Origin of the sequence: Embleya hyalina (assembly GCF_003967355.1) — a bacterium.
Lineage (GTDB): Bacteria > Actinomycetota > Actinomycetes > Streptomycetales > Streptomycetaceae > Embleya > Embleya hyalina.
This window is the reverse complement of the sequence record NZ_BIFH01000013.1, coordinates 23,496-43,186: the sequence shown is the minus strand read 5'-3', so window position 1 is coordinate 43,186 and position 19,691 is coordinate 23,496. Positions and strand designations below refer to the sequence as shown.

At 73.8% G+C, this 19,691-nt stretch carries 22 protein-coding genes and 2 pseudogenes; 10 read left to right on the top strand and 14 right to left on the bottom strand.

All coding sequences use genetic code 11. The features are described 5' to 3' along the window. Positions 1-19 precede the first annotated feature (19 nt). Together EMA17_RS00270 and EMA17_RS00265 are read right to left on the bottom strand one after the other, a co-directional pair. Positions 20-376 carry an STAS domain-containing protein gene (locus EMA17_RS00270; protein WP_160161254.1) on the bottom strand — a complete coding sequence of 119 codons (357 nt, stop codon included), beginning with the start codon at positions 374-376 and terminating at the stop codon, positions 20-22. Positions 377-603: 227 nt separating this feature from the next. Further along, positions 604-1,203: a TetR/AcrR family transcriptional regulator gene (locus EMA17_RS00265; RefSeq protein ID WP_126634786.1), complete on the bottom strand. Its 600-nt coding sequence runs from the start codon at positions 1,201-1,203 to the stop codon at positions 604-606. A 125-nt stretch (positions 1,204-1,328) separates the two neighbouring features. Here EMA17_RS00265 and EMA17_RS00260 point away from each other — a divergent pair, with 125 nt between their 5' ends. Both EMA17_RS00260 and EMA17_RS00255 read left to right on the top strand, forming a co-directional pair. Then, positions 1,329-2,159, top strand: coding sequence for a class I SAM-dependent methyltransferase (locus EMA17_RS00260; RefSeq protein WP_126634785.1), 831 nt, complete (start codon positions 1,329-1,331; stop codon positions 2,157-2,159). Positions 2,160-2,433: 274 nt separating this feature from the next. Continuing rightward, positions 2,434-3,324: an MmyB family transcriptional regulator gene (locus EMA17_RS00255; RefSeq protein WP_126634784.1), complete on the top strand. Its 891-nt coding sequence runs from the start codon at positions 2,434-2,436 to the stop codon at positions 3,322-3,324. On the opposite strand, the gene EMA17_RS00250 is transcribed toward EMA17_RS00255, so the two are convergent. From EMA17_RS00250 to EMA17_RS00240, 4 genes and pseudogenes are all read right to left on the bottom strand, one after another. Further along, positions 3,282-4,241, bottom strand: coding sequence for a GlxA family transcriptional regulator (locus EMA17_RS00250; RefSeq protein ID WP_126634783.1), 960 nt, complete (start codon positions 4,239-4,241; stop codon positions 3,282-3,284). The genes EMA17_RS00255 and EMA17_RS00250 overlap by 43 nt on opposite strands. 99 nt (positions 4,242-4,340) lie before the next feature. Then, on the bottom strand, positions 4,341-4,664 hold the full coding sequence (locus tag EMA17_RS53710; protein ID WP_246126362.1) for a Rossmann-fold NAD(P)-binding domain-containing protein: 324 nt from the start codon (positions 4,662-4,664) through the stop codon (positions 4,341-4,343). Between the two features lie 85 nt (positions 4,665-4,749). Continuing rightward, positions 4,750-5,085 (bottom strand): annotated as a pseudogene (locus tag EMA17_RS53705) (SDR family NAD(P)-dependent oxidoreductase); the annotation flags it as partial. After that, complete coding sequence (locus EMA17_RS00240; RefSeq protein WP_126634782.1) at positions 5,048-5,233, bottom strand: hypothetical protein; 186 nt, start codon at positions 5,231-5,233, stop codon at positions 5,048-5,050. The pseudogene EMA17_RS53705 and the gene EMA17_RS00240, both read right to left, overlap by 38 nt. On the opposite strand from EMA17_RS00240, the pseudogene EMA17_RS55905 reads away from it, so the two are divergent. Continuing rightward, a pseudogene (locus EMA17_RS55905) lies at positions 5,232-5,510 on the top strand (MmyB family transcriptional regulator); the annotation flags it as partial. The gene EMA17_RS00240 and the pseudogene EMA17_RS55905 overlap by 2 nt on opposite strands. 43 nt (positions 5,511-5,553) lie before the next feature. Further along, complete coding sequence (locus tag EMA17_RS55185) at positions 5,554-5,688, top strand: hypothetical protein (RefSeq protein ID WP_281290396.1); 135 nt, start codon at positions 5,554-5,556, stop codon at positions 5,686-5,688. Between the two features lie 55 nt (positions 5,689-5,743). Here the strand turns inward: EMA17_RS55185 and EMA17_RS00230 are convergent, their stop codons facing one another. Then, entirely contained in the window at positions 5,744-5,944 is a 201-nt protein-coding gene (locus EMA17_RS00230) for a hypothetical protein (RefSeq protein WP_126634780.1), read from the bottom strand. Positions 5,945-5,972: 28 nt separating this feature from the next. Then, positions 5,973-8,084 (bottom strand): ATP-binding cassette domain-containing protein, encoded by a 2,112-nt coding sequence (locus EMA17_RS00225; RefSeq protein WP_246126361.1) that lies wholly within the window; start codon positions 8,082-8,084, stop codon positions 5,973-5,975. A 407-nt stretch (positions 8,085-8,491) separates the two neighbouring features. Between EMA17_RS00225 and EMA17_RS00220 the strand changes: the two genes are divergently transcribed. After that, entirely contained in the window at positions 8,492-9,502 is a 1,011-nt protein-coding gene (locus EMA17_RS00220) for a Gfo/Idh/MocA family protein (protein WP_126634779.1), read from the top strand. A 39-nt stretch (positions 9,503-9,541) separates the two neighbouring features. Here the strand turns inward: EMA17_RS00220 and EMA17_RS00215 are convergent, their stop codons facing one another. Continuing rightward, complete coding sequence (locus EMA17_RS00215; RefSeq protein ID WP_126634778.1) at positions 9,542-10,762, bottom strand: glycosyltransferase; 1,221 nt, start codon at positions 10,760-10,762, stop codon at positions 9,542-9,544. A 206-nt stretch (positions 10,763-10,968) separates the two neighbouring features. Between EMA17_RS00215 and EMA17_RS00210 the strand changes: the two genes are divergently transcribed. Next, entirely contained in the window at positions 10,969-12,978 is a 2,010-nt protein-coding gene (locus EMA17_RS00210) for a hypothetical protein (RefSeq protein ID WP_126634777.1), read from the top strand. Between the two features lie 3 nt (positions 12,979-12,981). Next, a complete protein-coding gene (locus EMA17_RS00205) occupies positions 12,982-13,593 on the top strand; it encodes an LLM class flavin-dependent oxidoreductase (RefSeq protein WP_126634776.1) in 612 nt (203 codons plus the stop codon). Between the two features lie 45 nt (positions 13,594-13,638). On the opposite strand, the gene EMA17_RS00200 is transcribed toward EMA17_RS00205, so the two are convergent. Continuing rightward, positions 13,639-14,070, bottom strand: a complete 432-nt coding sequence (locus EMA17_RS00200) for a PPOX class F420-dependent oxidoreductase (protein WP_126634775.1) — start codon at positions 14,068-14,070, stop codon at positions 13,639-13,641. A 61-nt stretch (positions 14,071-14,131) separates the two neighbouring features. Then, a complete protein-coding gene (locus EMA17_RS00195; protein WP_126634774.1) occupies positions 14,132-15,031 on the bottom strand; it encodes an NAD(P)-dependent oxidoreductase in 900 nt (299 codons plus the stop codon). A gap of 82 nt (positions 15,032-15,113) precedes the next feature. On the opposite strand from EMA17_RS00195, the gene EMA17_RS00190 reads away from it, so the two are divergent. Continuing rightward, positions 15,114-15,479 (top strand): MerR family transcriptional regulator, encoded by a 366-nt coding sequence (locus tag EMA17_RS00190; RefSeq protein WP_126634773.1) that lies wholly within the window; start codon positions 15,114-15,116, stop codon positions 15,477-15,479. A 24-nt stretch (positions 15,480-15,503) separates the two neighbouring features. Here the strand turns inward: EMA17_RS00190 and EMA17_RS00185 are convergent, their stop codons facing one another. Further along, the gene (locus EMA17_RS00185) at positions 15,504-16,049 is read right to left on the bottom strand and encodes a hypothetical protein (RefSeq protein ID WP_126634772.1); all 546 of its coding nucleotides are present in this window, start codon (positions 16,047-16,049) and stop codon (positions 15,504-15,506) included. A gap of 652 nt (positions 16,050-16,701) precedes the next feature. Then, positions 16,702-16,848, bottom strand: a complete 147-nt coding sequence (locus EMA17_RS00175) for a hypothetical protein (RefSeq protein ID WP_174861277.1) — start codon at positions 16,846-16,848, stop codon at positions 16,702-16,704. Positions 16,849-16,928: 80 nt separating this feature from the next. Here EMA17_RS00175 and EMA17_RS00170 point away from each other — a divergent pair, with 80 nt between their 5' ends. Beyond that, positions 16,929-17,870 carry a helix-turn-helix domain-containing protein gene (locus EMA17_RS00170; protein ID WP_126635498.1) on the top strand — a complete coding sequence of 314 codons (942 nt, stop codon included), beginning with the start codon at positions 16,929-16,931 and terminating at the stop codon, positions 17,868-17,870. A 103-nt stretch (positions 17,871-17,973) separates the two neighbouring features. On the opposite strand, the gene EMA17_RS00165 is transcribed toward EMA17_RS00170, so the two are convergent. Next, positions 17,974-18,993, bottom strand: coding sequence for an NAD(P)/FAD-dependent oxidoreductase (locus EMA17_RS00165; RefSeq protein WP_126634771.1), 1,020 nt, complete (start codon positions 18,991-18,993; stop codon positions 17,974-17,976). Between the two features lie 80 nt (positions 18,994-19,073). On the opposite strand from EMA17_RS00165, the gene EMA17_RS00160 reads away from it, so the two are divergent. Beyond that, a complete protein-coding gene (locus EMA17_RS00160) occupies positions 19,074-19,676 on the top strand; it encodes a helix-turn-helix domain-containing protein (RefSeq protein ID WP_126634770.1) in 603 nt (200 codons plus the stop codon). Positions 19,677-19,691 lie beyond the last annotated feature (15 nt).

Here is a 19,691-nt window from a genome sequence, read left to right as displayed (position 1 = left end):
CACCGAGGCCGCGAGGCGGTCAGGAGCCGGAGGTCTCGGAGCGCGGCGCGTCGGGGTGTCGGCGCAGCGTGAACAGATGCGTCGTCCCGGTGATGTCGAGCAGGCGGCGGGCCCATTCGCCCGGGTCCAGGGTGAGCGTGGTGCCTCGCGCGCCGGCCCGGGTGCGCGCGTGCAACAGCGCGTGCACGATCGTGCTGTCGCAGAAGGTCACGTCCGCCAGGTCGACGTGCACGTGCTCCGCGCCGCTGTCGAGCACCCGACCGAGCGCCCGGCACAGTCGCGGACCGGTGGCCACGTCGATCTCGCCGGCGACCCGGAGCAGGACCGGTTCCCCGTCGGCGGTGACGTACAGGCGCAGCAGTTCCGAGGCGGGCACGGGTTGCTGGTACCGCTCGGGTCGGCTCGGCCGCGGCGGTGGCGCGGAGGAGCCACCCCCGCCGCGGGGCTCGGGGCGACGCGGTCGTCGAGACATGGCCGACTCCCTTGCGTACCGTATGCGTGTTTCATCGACATCTGTCGGGTTGGTCTGCTCCCAGCATCGGACGCCCCGAAACCTGCGTCAATGAGTTCCGGAACCCTTCTTCCGGAGTTGCGCGCCGACGGTCAGCACGGGGCTTTCGACACCACACCCGCCAGCAAGGTACGCACCGCCCGACGCACCGCCTCGGGCGTGGGCGGTGCGCCCTTCCGGTCGGCGAAGAGCAGGTGCCCGGTGCCGACCAGCATGGGCGCGAGCGTGTCGGGATCGGCGTCCGGGACGAGCCGGCCCAGGGCGCGCTCGGCGGCGAGATGGCCGGCGATCATCGCCGTGGCCTCGGTCAGGATCGGCACGCCGGTGGGTGTGGTGCGGCGCAGCCGGGCACGCAGTTCGTCGCGGGAGACGACCAGGCCGACGATCGCCACGGCGACCGGTCCGAACAGGTCGATCAGCGCCTCGGCGAGGTGATCGGCGACGTCGCCCGCCCCGGCCAGGCCGTGCAGCTCGGCCGCGCGGCCGTCGATCCGGGCCACCCGATCGCGGACGAGTTCGGCGAGGAAGTCGTCGAAGTCGGCGAAGTGCCGATGCAGGACGCCCTTGGCGCAGCCCGCCTCGGTGGTCACCGCCCGGCTGGTCAGCGCGCTCGGCCCGTCCCGGAGCAGGACCCGCTCGGCCGCGTCGAACAGTTGCTCCCGCACGTCGCGCAGGGCCACTCCCGTCGGCATCGTCACTCGCCCCTTCCGGCTCGATCGTCCCGCGCCTCACGCCCCGCGCGCGGCATCTCGCCCACCGCGGTCGACGAGTGTCGACGCGATTGACGAGTGGGCAGGTGCCCATTCATAGTGGGCACATGCCCACTATACCGTCGGGGCACACCCCCCGATCCGAACCCCCGATCCAACCCCACCGTCACCGCGAGACGGCGGAGTCGTTCGGCGTGGACGCCGAGCGCTACGACCGGACCCGCCCCCGCTACCCGCAGGCCCTGGTGGACCGGATCGTCGCCGCCGCCCCGGGCCCGGACGTCCTGGACGTCGGTTGCGGCACCGGCATCGTCGGCCGACGATTCCGGGCGGCCGGATGTACGGTGCTCGGCGTCGACCCGGACGCGCGCATGGCCGACTGGGCGCGCGGACGCGGACTCGACGTCGAGGTCGCCACGTTCGAGGGCTGGGACCCGGCCGGACGCACCTTCGACGCGCTCGTCTGCGGCCAGGCCTGGCACTGGGTGGACCCGGTCGCGGGCGCGGCCAAGGCCGCGCGGGTGCTGCGTCCGGGCGGCCGACTCGCCCTGTTCTGGAACGCCGCCCGCCCCGAGCCCGAACTCGCCGCCTCCTTCGCCGAGATCCACCGCCGACTGCTGCCCGACTCCCCCGCCGCCCTGCAGACCCCGGCGGACATCGACCGGGCGTACTCGACCATGTGCGCGCACGCCGCCGACGGCCTCCGGACGGCGGGCGGATTCGCCGAACCGGAGCAGTGGCGACTCGACTGGCGGCACACCTACACCCGGGACGAGTGGCTGGACCAGGTCCCCACCATCGGCGTCTACACCCGACTCGCCCCCGACGTCTCGGCCGAACTCCTGGCCGCCCTCGGCGCCGCGATCGACGCGGCGGGCGGCGACGTCCCCGTCGCCTACGACACGCTGACCCTCACCACGACCCGCGACCCCGCCTGACCTCCACGCGAACCCCCTCCGCGCCACCCGTCCCAAGGGAGTACGGCGGGGGCGGGCGACCTCCGCCCGCGTCCGCGTCCACGGGTGGAACACCGGCGGGCGATCCGGGGCGCGGAGTCGGGGGTGGTCGAGGGGTTGTGACCTTGGGGGGTGGGCGTGTCTGATGGTCGCACTCATCGCGAGGGGGAGGCGTTCGGGTGCCTCCCGCGCCGACCCGTGATGCCGTCTCCGCCGCTGCCGTCTTGTCGCCGTGCCCCGGCTCGGGAGGTCGATCGTGGATCACGAGGCACTTCGGCGCGCCCTCCTGCACCGCATGCTGATCGGATATCGCACCCGGCTGGTCCCGGCCGCACCCGGGCTCGGCTTCGCCGGCGCGGCGAACCGGGTCCCGCGCCAGGAGGACGTCGCCGGCCAGGCCCGGGTGAGTCTGCGCTGGTACGGGCATCTCGAACGGGGCGACCGGGTCGCCTTCGACCCGCATCGGCTCGCCCGGGTCGCGGACACGTTGCGCGTCCCGCACCGGGAGCGCGGCCTGCTGCACCTGCTGGCCACGGGACCCGACTCGACGGTGTTCCCCCGGCCCGTCCCCAGACCGGACCCGGACGTGTCGCACGACGACCGCGAGACCCTGTGCCGGTTGTCCCCCAACCCGGCGATCCTCACCGATCACGCCTGGAACGTGCTCGCCGCCAACGACATGGTGTTCGCCTGCTTCCCCGCGCTGCACCACCGCAGGACGCCGGCGGGCCCGCCGAACGTGCTGGACTGGATCTTCGGCGACGAGGCCGCGGCGACCTTCGCCGACATCGACGCGGTCCGCTGCGACGCGGTCACCACCGCGCAACTCACCTACGTGCGCTACGGCGACGACCCGACGGTCGCCGCACTGGTGCGGACCCTGCTGGCCCATCCGGCCGCCGCGACCCGCTGGCACCAGTGCGTACTGCCGTCCAGTCCGCGCCCGCGCCACCACGTACGGCTACGGGTGTTCGGCACCTGCGAGGTGGTGTTCCTGCACCACGAGGACACCGACGGCCGGCACCTGCTGGCCATGCTCCCGGCGGTCGAGTCCCGGCCGTGCCGAGCCGCGATACGCGGCCCGGGGCCGGACGACGGGCGGGGTCACGGGCATGCCGGCAGTGCCGAGCCGAAGGTGCGGCGGTAGGTGTGGGGGCTGACGCCGGTGGTCTTCTTGAAGCGGTCGCGGAAGGCGGTGGGTGAGCCGAACCCGACCTCGGCACCGATGCGTTCGACCGGGTGGCTGGTGGTCTCCAGGAGGTGCTGGGCCCGGCGGATGCGCGCACGGTGCAGCCATTGCAACGGCGTGGTGCCGGTGTGCTCGCGGAACCGACGGATCAGGGTCCGGGTGCTGGTTCCCGCCCGGGCGGCGATGTCGGCGAGGGTGAGTTCGGCGCCCAGGTTGTCCTGCAACCACGCGAGCAGCGGCTCCAGGGTCGAACCCTGAGGTGTCGGGGCGTAGTCGTGCACGATGAACTGCGCCTGCCCGCCCTCGCGTTCCAGCGGCATGACGGACAGCCGGGCGGCGTCGGCGGCGACCGCCGAACCGTAGTCGCGGCGGATCATGTGCAGACACAGGTCCATCCCGGCGGCGGCGCCGGCCGAGGTGAGGATGCGGTCGTTGTCCACGTACAACACGTCCGGGTCGACCTCGACGGACGGGTGGCGCTCGGCCAGGAGGTCGGCCGCGATCCAGTGCGTGGTGGCGCGCAGGCCGTCCAACAGCCCCGTCGCGGCCAGGGGGAAAGTGCCCACGCAGATCGACGCGATCCGGGTCCCGTTCCGCGCCGCCGTGCGCAGCGCCTCGCGCACGGCGGGGCTGAGCGGGGTCAGCGGGTCGGCGATCCCGGGCACGATGATCGTGTCCGCGCCCACCAGCGCGTCCAGCCCCCACGGCGCGCGCAGGGTGAACAGGCCGGCGTCGACCTCCGGCTGCTCGGCGCACACCCGCACGTCGTAGCCGGGCCGACCGTCCGGAAGCCGGGAGAGGGTGAAGACCCCGATCGGGGTGGCCAGATCGAACGGGATCACCCCGTCCAGGGCGAGAATGGCGACGACGTGCATGGCAGGAATGTACCCGGCCACCGGAAAACCGCCACACCCGCACCCGGGGCCGGGCATCGACCGCACCCCGCCCGACCCCGGCCCGGGCCCCCGTCCACGTCACGTCCCCGGCGGAAAGTCCGCGTCCAGGCCCACCTGTCCCCACACCGCGAACCCATCGCGCAGCACGTCCAGTCGGGCATCGACGATCTGCACCGCCCCCTCGCCGAGCAACAGCCGCAACGGGGGTCCGGGGGCGTCGACCACGGCGGCGATCGCGGCAGCGGCGCGGTCCGAGTCGCCGGGCTGCCGGCCGTACGTCGCCCGCGTCGCGGCCCGGCGGGCGCCGGCGGTGTCCGCGTAGTCGGCGATGCGGACGGCGGACTCCCGCATCGAGGGGCCGGACCGGTTCGTCCGGAACGCGGCCGGCTCCACGATGGTCACCCGGATCCCCAGCGGCGCGACCTCGGCCGGTCGAGCCGAACGCGACCAGTCCCCCGATCGAGCCGATGGTGACCACGTGGCGGGACCGCCGGGCGCGCATGCCGGGCAACACGGCCCGCATGACGGCGGCGACACCGAGGACGTTGGTATCGAACAGCCGCCGTATCTCGTCGTCCTCACCCTCCTCGACGGCCGCCGGATATCCGTGGCCCGCGTTGTCGACCAGCACGTCGATACGGCCGAACGTGGCCTCGGCGGCGGCTGCGGCGACCTCGGTCGCCTCGGCGTCGGTGACGTCGAGCGGGAGCACGAGCGCCCGATCGCCGTACGCGCCGACCGCCTCGGCGACGGCACCCGGATCGCGGGCGGTCAGCACGACGTGATCACCGCGGTCGAGGGCGTGCGGCGCGATCGCCCGCACCGGGCCGGACGAACAGCCGGTGACGAACCGGACGGGAGTGGCGACCCGTCGGCACCGGGAGCAGTTCCGCGAGGTCGACGTGCGCCGGCGCGGCGACGGCGTACCCGGTGCGGCGCGCCGAGCGGGTCAGGCCGCTGTTGGTGCGCATGACGCAGTCCTGGGATCGGCAGCCGGCCGTTGTGCTGGGCGGCTACTTGGACATCCCGGCCGCGAACACGCTGGGCGCGGCGCTGTTCGACGGGCCCGAGCGCAACCTGCTCAGGCTGCTCTTCCTCGACCCGGACTGGGACCAAGGGGCGCGCAACACCGTCGCGTCGCTGCGCTCGTGCGTGGGCGACGATCCCGGCGACCCGGTGCCGGCCTCTCCGGTGGGCGAACTGTCGCTGCGCAGCCAGGACTTCGCCCGACTGTGGGCCCGGCACGAGGTGCGCCGGGAGAGCACCGAGGCCAAACGTGTCCTGCGAGTCGTTGACGGTGAACAGCGCGCCGGGGCGGCAGTTGGTGGTCTACCGGGCGGAGCCGGGCGGCGCCACCGAGCAGGCACTGCGCCTGCTCGGCAGCCCGGCGGCGGACCGGCCGGAGCCCGAGGACGAGCCCCGGTAGGTCCGCAGGCCCTACGCCCCGGTGTGGCGGGTGTTCTCGATCGCCCCGGCTCCCCTCACAGTGGCTTCACCTCGTTCGGCGCGACCGCAACCGTCACCGACCGGGTGCCGCCGAGGAGGCCCGCCAGGGTGAACGCGACCTCCAGTCGGCCGTCGAACCGGCGGTGCACGACGACGCCCCTGGCGCCGGCCGGAACGGATTGGGTGAGGCCGCCGCCCAGATCCGCGACCGCTTCGACCTTGGTACCGATGTCCATGGGATGTTCCTCCGTCCGGGCGGGCCGACTACGCGCGCGGCGCGGATTCGGCGCCCCGGTCCTGTTGCAGCCGCCACAGTTCGGCGAACAACCCGTGCTGTTGCGCGAGGAGTTCGTCGAACGTGCCCTGCTGGATCACCCGCCCCGAGTCCATCACCACGATGTGGTCCGCGACCGCGACGTTGGCCAATCGGTGGGTGACCAGGACGACGGCGCTGTCCCGGGCGATCTCGCGAAGGCCCGCGAAGATGCGGTGTTCGGCTCGGGGATCGAGGGCCGAGGTGGGTTCGTCCAGGCAGATCAGCCCCGGCTCGCCGTACAGGGCACGGGCGATGCCGAATCGTTGCCACTGGCCCACGGACGGGTCGACGCCGCCCCACCATTCGCGGGCCAGGAGGGTGCCGAGGCCGCGGGGGAGGCCGGCGATCACGTCGTCCGCGCCCGAGGCGCCGGCCGCGCGCCCGATCGCTTCGTCGTCGTCCTCGCGGGGTTGGCCGAGGTTGATGTTCAGTCGGGCGGACAGCGGCCAGCGGGCGATCTCCTGCGGAACGTAGCCGACGTGGGACCAGGCCGCGTGCGGGTCGAGGTCGCCCACGTCGTCGCCGTTCCAGGTGACCCGGCCCTCGTGGGCCAGGTACAGGCCGCACAGCAGGCGGGACAGGGTCGACTTGCCGGAGCCGTTCTCCCCCACCAGGGCCAGGATGGTGCCCCTGCGCAGTTCCAGGTCGATGTCGGCGACGGCGGGTGCGGTCTTGCCGGGGTAGCGGTAGGTGACGTTCTCGGCGCGGACCACGACGGGCGGCTTCGGGACGAGGTCGCCGCGCGTCATCGCGTGGCCGCCGGCCTCGTCGAGGAAGCGGGCCCAGTCGTCGAGGTACAGGCCGACGCTGTAGAGCCGACTGCCGGAGACCACCAGGCCGCCGAGGGCCGTACCGACCGTGCGCAGCGCGATCACCGCGGTGCCGGCCGCGGCCACCGACATCCGGTCGGTGGACAGCAGGTATGCCAGCGCGGCCCACACCAGGCTTGCCGCCAGCCCGCCGACGGCGGCGCCGACCAGGCCGATCTTGGCGGTGGTCCAGGCGCCGGACTGGGTGACCCGCTGCACCCGATCGGCCGCGACGGCGTAGCGACCGAGCAGGAACGGCGCCATGGTGCCGGCCCGGAGCTGGTCGGCCCAGCGCTGGTCGGAGATGTGCCAGCGCAGCATGTTGAGCAGCCGCCGCTCGTCCTGGGTGTGCAGCGTGGTCAGGTATTCGACCCGCGCGCCGCGCACCGCCGCCACGCCACGCGGCAGGGCGCCCAGGAGCAGCAGGGGCAGCAGCACCGGGTGCAGGAGGGTGAGTACGGACGCGGCGGCGATCAGCGACGCGCAGGCGGCGATCACGTCCTGGGACTGCGGCATCAGGCCGCGCATCGATTGCAAGCCCCGGTCGGCGGCGTCCCACCGGTCCTGATAGCCGGGGTGGTTGTAGGCGGCCAACTCGGCCCGGGAGGCCGCCTGGAGCAGCAGCCACTCGGATTCGCGGGTCAGCCGCGGGGTCACCCGCGCGGACAGCGCCACGACGGCGATGCCGAGCACCGCGCGCACCCCGACCGCCACGCTCAGCAGCAGGATCGAGGGCAGCGCGTCGCGCAAGCGGTCGGCGACGTCGCCCGAAGAGATCAGCGCGGTGATCGTTCCGGTGGTCGCGAGCAGTCCGCCGGCTTCCAGTACTCCGGCCAGGACCTGACATACCATCAGCGCGACCAGGGCCCGCGGATCGGCCTTCCACGCGAGGCGCATGGCGCGCACGAGCAGGTGCGGCAGGCGGGCGGCCATCGCGCGGGTGGTGATCTTCGTCAGCGCGACGGCGGTGTCCCGGCCCGGGGGCGCGAACGCCAGTTCCTGGTCGGGGCGTTCGTCTGCGGGCGGGGCTTCGGTGGGGTCCTTGGTGGGGCCCTTGGCGGGATCCTTGGCGGGGTCTTCGATCGGGACTTCGGCGGGGACTCGGGGCGGGACTTCGGCGGGGGCCTCGGGCGAGGTCGCGGTGGGGACCTCGGGAGTGGTGGCGCTCTGGTGCGGGATGGCGTTCGGCCCGGGTTTCGAGCGGGCGTCGGCCGGCGGGGTGGGATCTTCTCCGGCGGGTTTCGGGGTCACGACGGCGCCTTCCGATCGTGCGGAGTGGGATCGCTCGGCGGAGCGTCCGCCAATGCTGGTGCGGTGGGGTGACACCCCGGCAGAGCGCACCGGTGTGAGAGCGAGGCGCGGAGCCGGATCGGGCGCCTCGAACGGGCGCTCGACCAAACGATTCGCTGCCCTGCCCCGCCGACCGATCGGCGCCGGACACCCCACGACACGCGCCGTCGCCCGATCGAGCGCATCGCGCGCCGGGCGCGCCGGGGAGGCGCATCGGCCGGCCGGGGTGACGCGCGACGAACGACCCCCCTCGCCTTCGGGCCCGAACCGCCGCGCACGCCGCCGGCCGCTCCCCCGTCGGTCGCGGTGCCGGGGGCTGCCTATCCTGGCGGGGACGGGGCGGCCGGAACCAAGGGTGAGGTGCGACGATGAGCGCTGCCGTACGGACCATTCGCTGGGGCATCCTGGCGACCGGCGGGATCGCCGCCGAGTTCACCGAGGCGTTGCGCGGCCTGCCGGACACCGAGGTGATCGCGGTCGGGTCGCGCGGCACGGCGAGCGCGAAGGCCTTCGCCGAGCGGCACGAGATCCCGCGGGCGTACGGCAGTTGGGCCGAATTGGCCGCCGACGACGACGTCGACATCGTCTATGTCGCCACCCCGCACGCGGCGCATCGTGAGGCGGCGGGGCTGTGTCTGGCGGCCGGGCGGGCGGTGCTGTGCGAGAAGGCGTTCGCGCTGAACGCGCGCGAGGCCCGCGAACTGGTCGAACTGGCCCGGGAGCGCGGGTTGTTCCTGATGGAGGCGATGTGGATGTACTGCCACCCGCTGATCCGCCGGATGCGTGAACTGGTCCGCGAGGGCGTCATCGGAGAGGTACGCAGCGTGTCCGCCGCCTTCGGCTTCGCCTGGGACCTCCCGCCCGAGCACCGGCTGCGCGACCCGGCGCAGGGTGGCGGCGCGCTGCTCGATCTCGGCGTCTACCCGGTCTCCCTCGCCCAGTCGGTGCTCGGCGAGCCCGACACGGTCCGGGCCTGGGCCCGGCTGACCCCCGAGGGGGTGGACGCGAACACCGGCATCGTCCTGGGCTGGAACAGCGGTGCCGTGGCCACCCTGAGCTGCTCCATGACGGCCGACACCGAGGCGCCCGCGACCATCGCCGGCACCCTGGGGCGGATCGAGTTCGCCGACGGCTTCTTCTACCCGGACCGATTCGTCGTGCACCGCCGGGGCGAGGAGCCGCGGACCGTGCTGCTCGCGGACGTCACCGACGATCCCGAACGCGGCACGATGCGGCACGAGGCGATCGAGGTGATGCGCTCCCTGCGTGCGGGCGAGACCGAATCCCCGCTGGTGCCACTGGCGGGCACGCTGGCCGTGATGCGCACACTGGACACCGTCCGCGAACACATCGGGGTGCGCTACCCGGGCGTCGACTAGCCGACGCGGGTGGGCCGGTCGACGTGTCCGGCGGCAAGGTCAGCACGGCCCCTGGCGCTCGTCCGCGAGCAGGCGCAGCGCCGCGACACGCGCCCCGTCGGCCCGTACCTCGCCGGCGACCGCCGCGGCGCGCTCGGCGGGCTCGGGGCCGAGGGCGCCGTCGAGCGCCGCGACCAGCGAGTCGGTGGTCGGCGTCCCGGAGGCGTGCGCGCGTCCGACGCCGAGTTCGGCCACGCGCCGGGCGAAGTAGTGCTGGTCGTAGTGCCGCGGGACGATCACCTGCGGCGCGCCCGCCCGAGCGGCCGCCGTGGTGGTGCCGGCGCCGCCGTGGTGCACGACGGCCGCCACCCGGCGAAACAGCGCCTGCTGGTTCACCTCGCCGATCGACAGGCAGTCGGATTCCCGGTCCGGGAGCGCGAGTTCGGCCCAGCCGCGGAGCACGATCGCGCGGCGGCCGAGCGCCCGGGCCGCCTCGATCACGCTCTTGCCGAGGTCGTGCGGGGCGCGGGCGCTGCCGAAGCCGAAGTACACGGGTGGTTCGCCGGCGTCGAGAAAGGCCTCCACCTCGGCGGCGAGCGGGCGTTCGTCGGGCAGGATCCAGGCGCCGGTCTGCACGACACCGGAATCCGCCGGCCCGGGCCACGGCGCCAGTGTCGGATCGGCGGCCAACCACGGCCGTTCGGTGAACATGTGGCCGCGTACATCGTCGACCGGGCCCAGTCCGAGGCCGGCGCGACACGCGTCGAGGGCCGGTCCCCAGAGGTCGTTCAGGCGCCGCGCGTCCTCGGCCCACAGCGCGGCGTGGTCGGCGCCGGCCTCGCTCGGCGGCCATCCCGGCATCGGGGGCGGCGCGTGCCGCGTGGACGGCAGGGCGATCGGACAATAGCTCGCGTAGACGTAGCGGATTCCCATCGACTCCGCCACCGAACGCGCCGCGATCTGCAGGGCCGTGGCCGCCACGACGACATCGCAGTCCGCGGCCGCCGCCGGAAGGGTGTCGAACTGGGTCGCCACCGTGCCCTCGATCAGCCGCCGCCGCTGCTCGGGCGTGGGCGGACCCGCCGCCGGGTCGGCCTTCCCGGTCCCGGCCACTTCGGGACCGATCGGCACGAACTCGATCCCGAGTCCTTCAAGCCAGGCCCGGAAGTCCGGCGGCGCGCACACCCGCACGTCCTCCCCGAGGTCGCGCAACTCCAGCGCCAACGCGACGATCGGTTGCACATCGCCCCGCGACCCGATCGTCGACAACAACACACGCATCGAAACTCCCTCTCCCACGGCGACCTCGGACCCGGCCGCCGCGACACCGTCGTGGTCACGATCAGCCGGTACACGATCACCGTGAGTCGGCATTGTGGGCCCGTGCGGGGGGCTTGCCGCAAGTCCCCCTGCCTGCCCCGGCCTGAAAACGCGCGACGAATCCGTCCGCCGGCCGCGCTGTCCGGGCGGCGGTCTAGAAATGGGCCATGGCACACAACTTTCAGGCGATCGACGACGAGGGTGTGGCCACGGCCGTCACCGGATTGCTCCGAACGGGCGGAAGTTGGCGGGGCGCCTCGCTCGCCGGCCTCGAACGTATCGGCGAATACCTGGCCGGCACGTGGGATCCGCCCGCCGGGCGGCACGCTCCCGAGCCCGTCGGTCACGGCGAGTGGGCGGCGCTGATCGGCCGGATCGGCGCGATCGCGTTGCGCGCCGCGGCGCCGTCGGCCCCGGAGCAGGCCCGCGAGCGCCTGCTCGCCCTGTTGGAGGTCTGGTCCACAACCGTGTTCGTCGACGCCGACGCCCGATGGCGTACCGGAACGGTTTCCGAACCGAGCGTGTTCGTGCCCGGGATACGCGACGAACACGGGGCCGCCATCAAGCTGTTCCACGTCTGGAAGGGCGTCCGCGTCCTGGAGTTCCGGCGCGGGGACGCCGCGGCACCCGAGTCGGGCCCGATGACCGACGTCGCCGAGGTGCCGCGTGGCGCCTGGGGCAGTGCCGGACAGATTCGCGAACTGGTCGACCTGGTCCGGACCCGCGGGCCGATGCCGTGGGATCCCGAGGCGGTCGCCGTGCTCGTCGACGCCACCGGGATGTCCCGCGCCGCGGCCGCCCTCCTGCTGGCCGCCAACCCCGGGACGCGGTCGTCCCCCGACCCGTTCCCGGCGCGCGAGGAGCGCCACGCCCTGGGCCTGACCACCACCGAGGCCAAGCCCGCCGAGGCCGAATTGGCACCGCTGAGCGACATCGACCGGCTCGATCTGTTCGCCCACGCGCTGCCGGCGGACCCCGCCGAGTTGTGGTCGCCGACCGGCCCGCGCGAGCTCGCCGGCCGGATCGCCGTCGCCTGGCGGGCCCGGTTCGGTCGGCACGCCCCGATCCCGGAGACCTCACGGGCGCTGATCGCCGCGCTGAAGCCCCGGACACCGGTCGCCGAGATCTGCGCGGCCCTCGCCCACCCCGCCGACGATCCGCTGGTCGCCGAGGACCTGGACACCCGTCCACACGCCACGGAGACCTCTATCGGGCTGGTCGACGCCTCGGGCCGGGGCGACGAACCCCGGCGCCTGGCGCACCTGCTCCAGGATGTGGCGATGCTCGTACCGACCGTGTACGCCGAACTGCCCGCCGGGGACCCGATCCGGGAGAGTCTGCCGACCCTGATCGAGGGACTTCGCGCGCGCCTGGCCCACCCCGGGCTGCTGCTCCACGGCGGCAACGCCCTGCGGGAGGTCACGGACGACGACGTGCGCGCGCTTTTCGGCCCGGATCCCTACACGGGCCCGGAGCCGTTGACCGCGGTGGCGTTCGACGACGGGCTGACCGTGGCGATCGGGGCACCGCCGCCGTCGTTCCACGGCCGGCACAAGCACGCGCCCCAACTGTGCTTCCGTCCCGCCCTGTTGGATGTCGACGCCGAGCGCACGAAGCGACTCGCCGACCGGCGCCGCGGCTTCTACGGGACGGGCGCCGTCGACCACGTCCGGCGCATCCGCGGCGACCACTTCACCCGCGTGGTCGAGCGGCTGCGTTCCGGCGCGCTGCCCCCGGGCGCGTACGAGACGAACCCCGCCGCGAGCGTCCCGGAACTGGTCGACCGGGTCGCCGCGTCGCTGACCCTGCCGCCCGACGCGGCGGCCCTGTACCTGCAACTGCTGGCCCTGGAGGCACCGACGGACCGCAGGGTGCGCACCTGGAACGGCTGGACCCCGACCCGCCATCGCAAGGCCGCGACGGCCCTGGTCGACGCGGGCCTGGCGGTGGCCGACAAACGCTCCCGGGCCCGCCGGGGCATCTTCCTGCCGGGCCCGTGGGCGGAGGCGGACAAGCCGGAATACCACTCGATGGAGACCTGGAAGGCGACCTTCCTCGGCATCCGTCTCGTGTCCGACAGCCTCACCATCCACTTCCGTGCCGACATCGACCGGACCCTGCCGGAACTGTTCGCCGACGCCTGGGAGCGGGTCGAACAGGGCAACGGCCCCCGCTGACCCATCGGGGGATCCGCCGCCGGTCCGGACATACTCTCCGGCGGACGGTGCGAACTCGGTCTGGGCGCGGGCGCGTTCCGGGCCGCGATCGAGGCGATGGGCGGTCCCTCGCGGACGCCCGGCGAGGCCGCGAGTGCGTTGGAGGAGGCCGTCGACGTCATCCGGCCGATGTGGTCCGACGAACGTTCCGTGCGCCACGCCGGCCGGCACTACCATCTCGCCGGGGTCCATCCCGGGCCGCGTCCGGTGCATCCGATGGGCCGGATCGACGAGGGCGCCGCCGAGGTCGGCCGCGAACCCGCCACGGTGCGCCGCGTCCGCAACGTGTTCGGCACCGTCACCGACGGCCCCTCCGGCGGCTTCCTGACCGGACCGCCGCGCCAGTGGACCGACGAACTCACCGAACCGGCCGTAGAGTTCGGCATGGACACCCTCGTCTTCGGCACGGAGGCGGACGACCCCGCCCCATATCACCGCCGGGCGGTCGAGATCGCCCCCGCCGTCCGCGAGACCGTCGCCCGCCACCGCGCCCGACCCCGACCCGTCGAGGTGATCCACGCGGGTCCCACCGGAACCGCGTGGTCACGCTCGACGGGTGAACGGGTGAACGGGTGAACGGGTGAACGGGTGAACGGGCGACCCGGTCGACAGGCCGACGGGTCAGCGGATCCTGGCCCCGTAGACGTGGTCGACGGTCATCGTCATCAGCACGCGACGGTCGGACACCATCACCGACCGGTATTCCGCCCAGTCAGGGTGCTCCCCGGCCGCCGCGCGGTAGTAGTCCACCAACGCGTCGACCTCGGGACCGTCCGGGTCGGTACCCGGTCCGATCAGGGTCGCGACACCCTCGGCGGTGGCCCAGGAGCCGCCGTCCGAGCCGGTGACCTCGAGTGTCGCGCGCGGGTCGCGGCGCAGGTTGGCGGTCTTGGCCCGGCCCTCGGTCATCGAGACGTGCAGCACGCCGGCCGCCCGATCGTAGAAGGGCATCACGGGGGACAACTGGGGGCGGCCGTCCGCCTTGATGGTCGCGAGCACGCCGAGGCGGCTCTGCGCGAGCAGCGAACGCGGGTCGAACGATGAGGTGGTCATGTCAGGGCCCAATTCCCGATCAGGCGCCGGGTATTCCCCCGGCGCCGGGCCCGGTCGCCGATCACGGGCGGCTTCCGGCCGGCGCACGGAGCTGTTCGATCAGGGCCGCGTAGCCGCTGCCGCCGTGTCCGTCGGCCACCGCCCGCCCGGCCAGGGCCCGGACCAGCCTCGGGAACGCGGCGTCGACGCCCAGCGATTCGCTCTCGTGCACCAGGTGCTCCATCGCGGCGAGGTGCGTGTCGATACTGGCGTCGAGCACCGGATAGTTCCCCTCGTCGATCTGCGCGGCGTAGCCGGCCAGCCACTCGGTCACCGTAGCCAGCCCCTGCCGGGCCACCGGCGCGAACGTGCGTGCGCTCACCCCGGCGGTGTCGAGCAGTGCGGCCCCCTGGAGGAAGCCGTTCAGGATGCCCCACATCAGACCGAGCATGGACGCGTCGTAGAGCGCGGACAGCCCCTGGTCCGCGCCGAGGTACGCGGTCCCGCCGCCCAGGCTCCGCAGCGCCGCCTCGTGCCGTTCGAAGGCGGCGGGCGGGCCGCTGTACAGGATCACCCCCTCGGGCGTACCGATCGCGGTCGGCGCGCCCAGGATCGCGCCGTCGAGGTATTCGGCGCCGTGCCCGGCGGCCCACGCGGCGGTATCCCGGGCCTCCTGCGAGGTGCCCGTGGTCAGGTTGACCAGGGTCCGACCGGACAACGTCCCGGCCGGCGGGTCGAGCAGTTCGCGCACCGCGGCGTAGTCCGTGACGCAGACGATCACGAGCGCCCCGGCCGCGACCGCGTCCGCGACCGACGGGGCGAGCCGCGCGCCCCGCGCGACGAGGTCGTCGGCCTTGGCCGGCGAGCGGTTCCACACCGTGGTGGGGTATCCCTCGCGCAGGAGGGTGTCGGCCAGCGCCCGGCCCATGTGCCCCAGACCGATGACCGTCACGGGTGTGCGGTCGACGTCGTGCGTTCCCATCGTGGCTCCTTCGTGTGACGCGATGCCTGTGGCAGGATCATCGACGTTCACACCGGTATGAAGGTCAACCAGGAGCGCACACGTGCTGATCGGGGAACTGAGTCGACGGACCGGGGTACACACCCACCAACTGCGTTACTACGAGGCCCAGGGCCTGCTCGAACCCGCGCGCGGCGCCAACGGCTATCGCGAGTACGACGCCGACGCCGTGCTCACGGTCACCCAGATCCGCAGCCTGCTCGAAGCCGGGCTCTCCACCGAGGACATCGCGTATCTGCTGCCCTGCGCGATCGGCGCGGCCCCCGAGTTCGCCCCCTGCGGCGAACTCACCGACTTCCTGCGCACCCGCCTGGACGGACTGGACCAGCGCATCGACGCGCTCACCCACACCCGCCGGGCGCTGCACACCTACCTCGACGCCTCCGAACGGGCCGGCGCGCCGCGCTGACGGCCCGGCCGTCGGCGGGCGGGCTCAGGGCTCGTAGCCCAATTCGCGGATCGCCGCGCGGCCCTTCTCGATCTGGGCCCGGGCGGCCACCAGATGCGCGTCGGCGCTGCGCAGGCTCCCCCGGACGATCTCGACCACCTCGGCCTGGCCGAGGGCGTGCGGGTCGGGAGGGCTGGTGGAGGCGAGCAGCGCCAACACCGCGTCCAGGCCGTGGGTGATCGCCGGCGCGGCGCCCCACACCCCCTCCTGGGTCGGTACCGCGGTGTCGGCGAGGTCGAGCGCGGTCCGGCGCAGGCGATCCTCGATCGCCCGCGTCCAGACGAACGTGGTCACCCACGCGTCGTCGGCCCGAGGATGGTCGGCCGCCGCCGAGCGCGCGCCCGACTGGTAGCCGCTGCGCAACACCTCCTGATCGAGCCGGTCCACGTCGCCGGCCGCGGCGGCCTCGATCAGGAACAGCAACAGCCCGAGCGCCATCGGTCGCGACATCGGATCGGGGTCGTCCGCCGGTTCCGGTACCTCCACGCCCAGCACGCGCAGACACGCGACGGCCTGCTCCCGACTGATCATCGGCCGCCGCGACTCCTCGCTCATCGCCGGAACGCCCCGGCCACCGCACGTGGTTGCGCGTCGACCGACAAGCGGGATCGCGCGTCGAGCGGTAAGTGGGACTGCGTCCTCATCGCATGCTCTCTCCTGTGCGGCCGCCGGCCGCCGACCGGGCCGACGGACTCCCCGTCCGACGCTAATCGGCGCGCGGCCGGCGCGGGGTCCGAGTCGGCGAAGTGTCCGAAACCACAACCGGTCCCGGGCCGTGTCCTCGAATCCCCGTCGGGCTCGATCGGTGCGCGCACAACCGATCGAGTACCGCCGCCGGCAGCGCGGTTCGGCCGGGCAGACGGGTCGGGTCCACGAACTCGTCCCGGGCGTGCGGGTGTCCGCCGACCGCGCCCATGCCGTCGAGGGTGGGGATGCCGAGCGCGCCGGTGAAATTGCCGTCGGAGCCACCGCCGGAGCGGACGGCGTCGGGCCCGGCTCGCGCATGTGCCGTGCCACGCGGTCGAGTTCGGCGCGGGTCCAAGCGCGTACGTCCACGGACAGCGTCGCCGCGTCGGGCACGGTGTTGGTGGCGGATCCCGCCGCCGGAGTCGGTCATGCCCGGAATCCTCCCCCGCGCCCGACTCCGGGAATCGCCGCCGTCCCGGGCCGGGACCGACCCCGATCACCCGTCCGGGCGCGGATGGTCCGGGTAGCCCTCGGCACCGCCGCCGCAGCGGCCGGTCCGCGGCGGCCGGTTGAACCCGGCGCCGACCGCGAGGCGTCGCGGCAGGTCGGGGTTGGCCAGGAACAGTCGACCGAAGGCGTACACGCCGGTTCCTACCACTGACAGGGTCAGTCTCGGCCCCACGATCGCCCGCCCGGCCATGGAGAATGAACGACATGAACGGCATGAACGGCGTCCACGAGCGCATCGGTACGGACGAGGCCGCGCGCCCCAGCGGCGGCGGGCGGCCGATCGATCCGCGCGACGGGATCGGCGAGTTCCTGCGCACCCGACGAGCCCGGCTCGGCCCGCAGGACGTCGGGCTGCCCGTGTCCGGGCGGCACCGGCGCGTACCGGGGCTGCGCCGCGAGGAGCTGGCCCGACTGGCGGGCGTGTCGGTCGCCTACCTGACCCGGCTCGAACAGGGCAAGGGCCACAACGTGTCGACCGAGGTGATCGACGCCATCGCCCGGGCGCTGCGGCTGACCGAGACCGAGCACGCCCACCTCACGCACCTGTCCAAGTGCCGGCACCAGCCGCACCGGCGCTACACCGCGCCGCGGCGTCAGCAGGTGCGCCCGGGCCTGCGGGCACTGCTGACCGCCATGGACACGATGCCCGCGTACGTCACCGGTCGGCGGCTGGACATCCTCGCCTGGAATCGCCCGGCGGCGGCCCTGTTCGGCGACTGGGACGAACTTGCGGACCGGGAGCGCAACTGGGGCCGGCTGGTCTTCCTGAACCCCGGGTACCGCCGCCTGTTCGTGGACTGGGAGTCGAAGGCGGCGGACGTCGTCGGCACCCTGCGCCTGGACGCCGGCTGCTATCCCGACGACCCGCGTCTCATCGCGCTGGTGGACGAACTCTCGGCCGGGAGCGAGGAGTTCCGCCGGTTGTGGGCCCGACACGACGTCCGGGAGCAGAGCCACGGCAGCCGGCGCCTGCACCACCCCGTGGTCGGCGAGCTGACCCTCCCGTTCGAGACCCTGCGGCTGCCCGACGACCCCGAAAAGTGCCTGACGATCCATCACGTCCCGGCCGACCCGATCGCCGCGGAAAACCTGCGCCTGCTGGCCAGTTGGGGCACCGACCCGACACCGCGTGAGGTACCGGACCGGCGCCCCTGACCGGCACGGTGCCGGCCCGGGCTCCGACCGTCACGGGCCGGATCGACACTCCGAGCCGGGCCGATGCCCCCGATCGTCACGGGCGGCACCGACACCCCGGCCGTCACAGCCCGTGCCGACGCTCCCCCAGCACCTTCTCGCACACCCGTGCCTCGTTCGCGGCCGAGAACACGTCCCGGTACGCGGCGACCGCCCGCCGGGTGTCCTCGGCGACCAGGTCGGCGTTGATCTGCGCGCCCGCCGCCGCGCCCCCGGCCGCCGCGGCACCGACCTGGGCCATCAGGTCGGTGACGTTGCCCGCGACCCAGACCCCGGGCACCTCGCTGCGTCCCGTCGGGTCGGCGGGGACGTGCTCGCCCACCCCCGAGGGATGCGCCACCGCCCGCAGGCCGAGGCCGGCCAGGAAGTCGGCGCGCGCCACCATCCGCGTGGCCACCGCCAGCGCGTCGCGCTCGATCAGCGTCCCGTCCGCGAGCCGCACACCCGCCAGCCGGTCGTCGACGACCTCCACCGACGCCACCTCGCCGGCCACCACCCGAATCCCCCGGGCCGCCAACTGCTCGGCCTCCTCCTCCGTCGGCGGCGCCATGGTGTGCGGGAAGAAGGTGATGTCGTCGCTCCACTGCCGGAACAGCAACACCTGGTGCATCGACATCGGCCCGCTCGCCAGCACGCCGATCGCCCCGTCGCGCACCTCCCAGCCGTGGCAGTACGGGCAGTGCAGCACGTCCCGCCCCCACCGCTCGCGCAGCCCGGGGACCTCCGGCAGTTCGTCCACCAGTCCCGTGGTCACCAGCAGCCGCCGGGCCCGCACGGTACGCCCGTCGGCCAGCGCCACCGTGAACCCGTCGGCCTCCCGGGCCACCGAGTCCACCTCGCCGGTGACCACATGGCCCCCGTATCCGCGCACCTCCGCCCGACCCCGCTCGACCAGTTCGGCCGGCGGCATGCCCTCCCGGGCCAGCAATCCGTGCACCCCCTCGGCCGGGGCGTTGCGGGGCGCGCCCGCGTCGATCACCACCACCGAGCGCCGCGCCCGGGCCAGCATCAGCGCCCCGTTCAGTCCGGCGGCACCGCCACCGATCACCACCACGTCATAGCCGTCCATCAGCCGATCGGTCATCGCGACCACCTCCGATCACGACCATGCGACGCATCCACGATTCCGGCAACATTACTTGCCGATATGGCAAACTCGACGGCATGGACGACGATCTCGACTCCGCCCTCACCGCGGTCGGCCCACGCCTGCGCGCACTGCGCCGCGATCGCCAGATCACCCTGGGTGACCTGGCGGCGGCCACCGGCATCTCGGTGAGCACGCTGTCCCGCCTGGAATCCGGCTCCCGCCGCCCCAACCTCGAACTGCTGCTCCCGCTGGCCCGGGCACACGGGGTCACCCTCGACGAACTCGTCGACGCGCCGCCGACCGGCGACCCGCGCATCCATCTGCGTCCGATCACCCGCTTCGGCATGACCATGGTGCCGCTGACCCGACGGGCGGGCGGCATCCAGGCGTACAAGCTGGTCATCTCCGCCGGCGGCCTGCGCGGGGAACCCGACCCGCAGACCCACGAGGGCTACGAGTGGCTGTACGTGCTCAACGGGCGGCTGCGGCTGATCCTGGGCGAGCAGGATCTGGTGCTCGCGCCCGGCGAGGCGGCCGAGTTCGACACCCGCGTACCGCACTGGTTCGACGCGGTCGACGCCCGCCCGGTGGAATTCCTCAGCCTGTTCGGTACCCAGGGCGAGCGCGCCCACCTGCGCGCCCGCCCCACCACGACGACGCCGGCGGGGAGCGCCTGACCCCGGCGCGACGAC

Coding starts and splice junctions, on each gene's coding strand:
- EMA17_RS00265 (WP_126634786.1), bottom strand. CDS start 1,203: ATGCCGACGGGAGTGGCCCTGCGCGACGTGCGGGAGCAACTGTTCGAC.
- EMA17_RS00260 (WP_126634785.1), top strand. CDS start 1,329: ATGCCCACTATACCGTCGGGGCACACCCCCCGATCCGAACCCCCGATC.
- EMA17_RS00250 (WP_126634783.1), bottom strand. CDS start 4,241: ATGCACGTCGTCGCCATTCTCGCCCTGGACGGGGTGATCCCGTTCGAT.
- EMA17_RS00240 (WP_126634782.1), bottom strand. CDS start 5,233: ATGCGCACCAACAGCGGCCTGACCCGCTCGGCGCGCCGCACCGGGTAC.
- EMA17_RS00230 (WP_126634780.1), bottom strand. CDS start 5,944: ATGGACATCGGTACCAAGGTCGAAGCGGTCGCGGATCTGGGCGGCGGC.
- EMA17_RS00220 (WP_126634779.1), top strand. CDS start 8,492: ATGAGCGCTGCCGTACGGACCATTCGCTGGGGCATCCTGGCGACCGGC.
- EMA17_RS00215 (WP_126634778.1), bottom strand. CDS start 10,762: ATGCGTGTGTTGTTGTCGACGATCGGGTCGCGGGGCGATGTGCAACCG.
- EMA17_RS00210 (WP_126634777.1), top strand. CDS start 10,969: ATGGCACACAACTTTCAGGCGATCGACGACGAGGGTGTGGCCACGGCC.
- EMA17_RS00200 (WP_126634775.1), bottom strand. CDS start 14,070: ATGACCACCTCATCGTTCGACCCGCGTTCGCTGCTCGCGCAGAGCCGC.
- EMA17_RS00195 (WP_126634774.1), bottom strand. CDS start 15,031: ATGGGAACGCACGACGTCGACCGCACACCCGTGACGGTCATCGGTCTG.
- EMA17_RS00185 (WP_126634772.1), bottom strand. CDS start 16,049: ATGATCAGTCGGGAGCAGGCCGTCGCGTGTCTGCGCGTGCTGGGCGTG.
- EMA17_RS00170 (WP_126635498.1), top strand. CDS start 16,929: ATGAACGGCGTCCACGAGCGCATCGGTACGGACGAGGCCGCGCGCCCC.
- EMA17_RS00165 (WP_126634771.1), bottom strand. CDS start 18,993: ATGACCGATCGGCTGATGGACGGCTATGACGTGGTGGTGATCGGTGGC.
- EMA17_RS00160 (WP_126634770.1), top strand. CDS start 19,074: ATGGACGACGATCTCGACTCCGCCCTCACCGCGGTCGGCCCACGCCTG.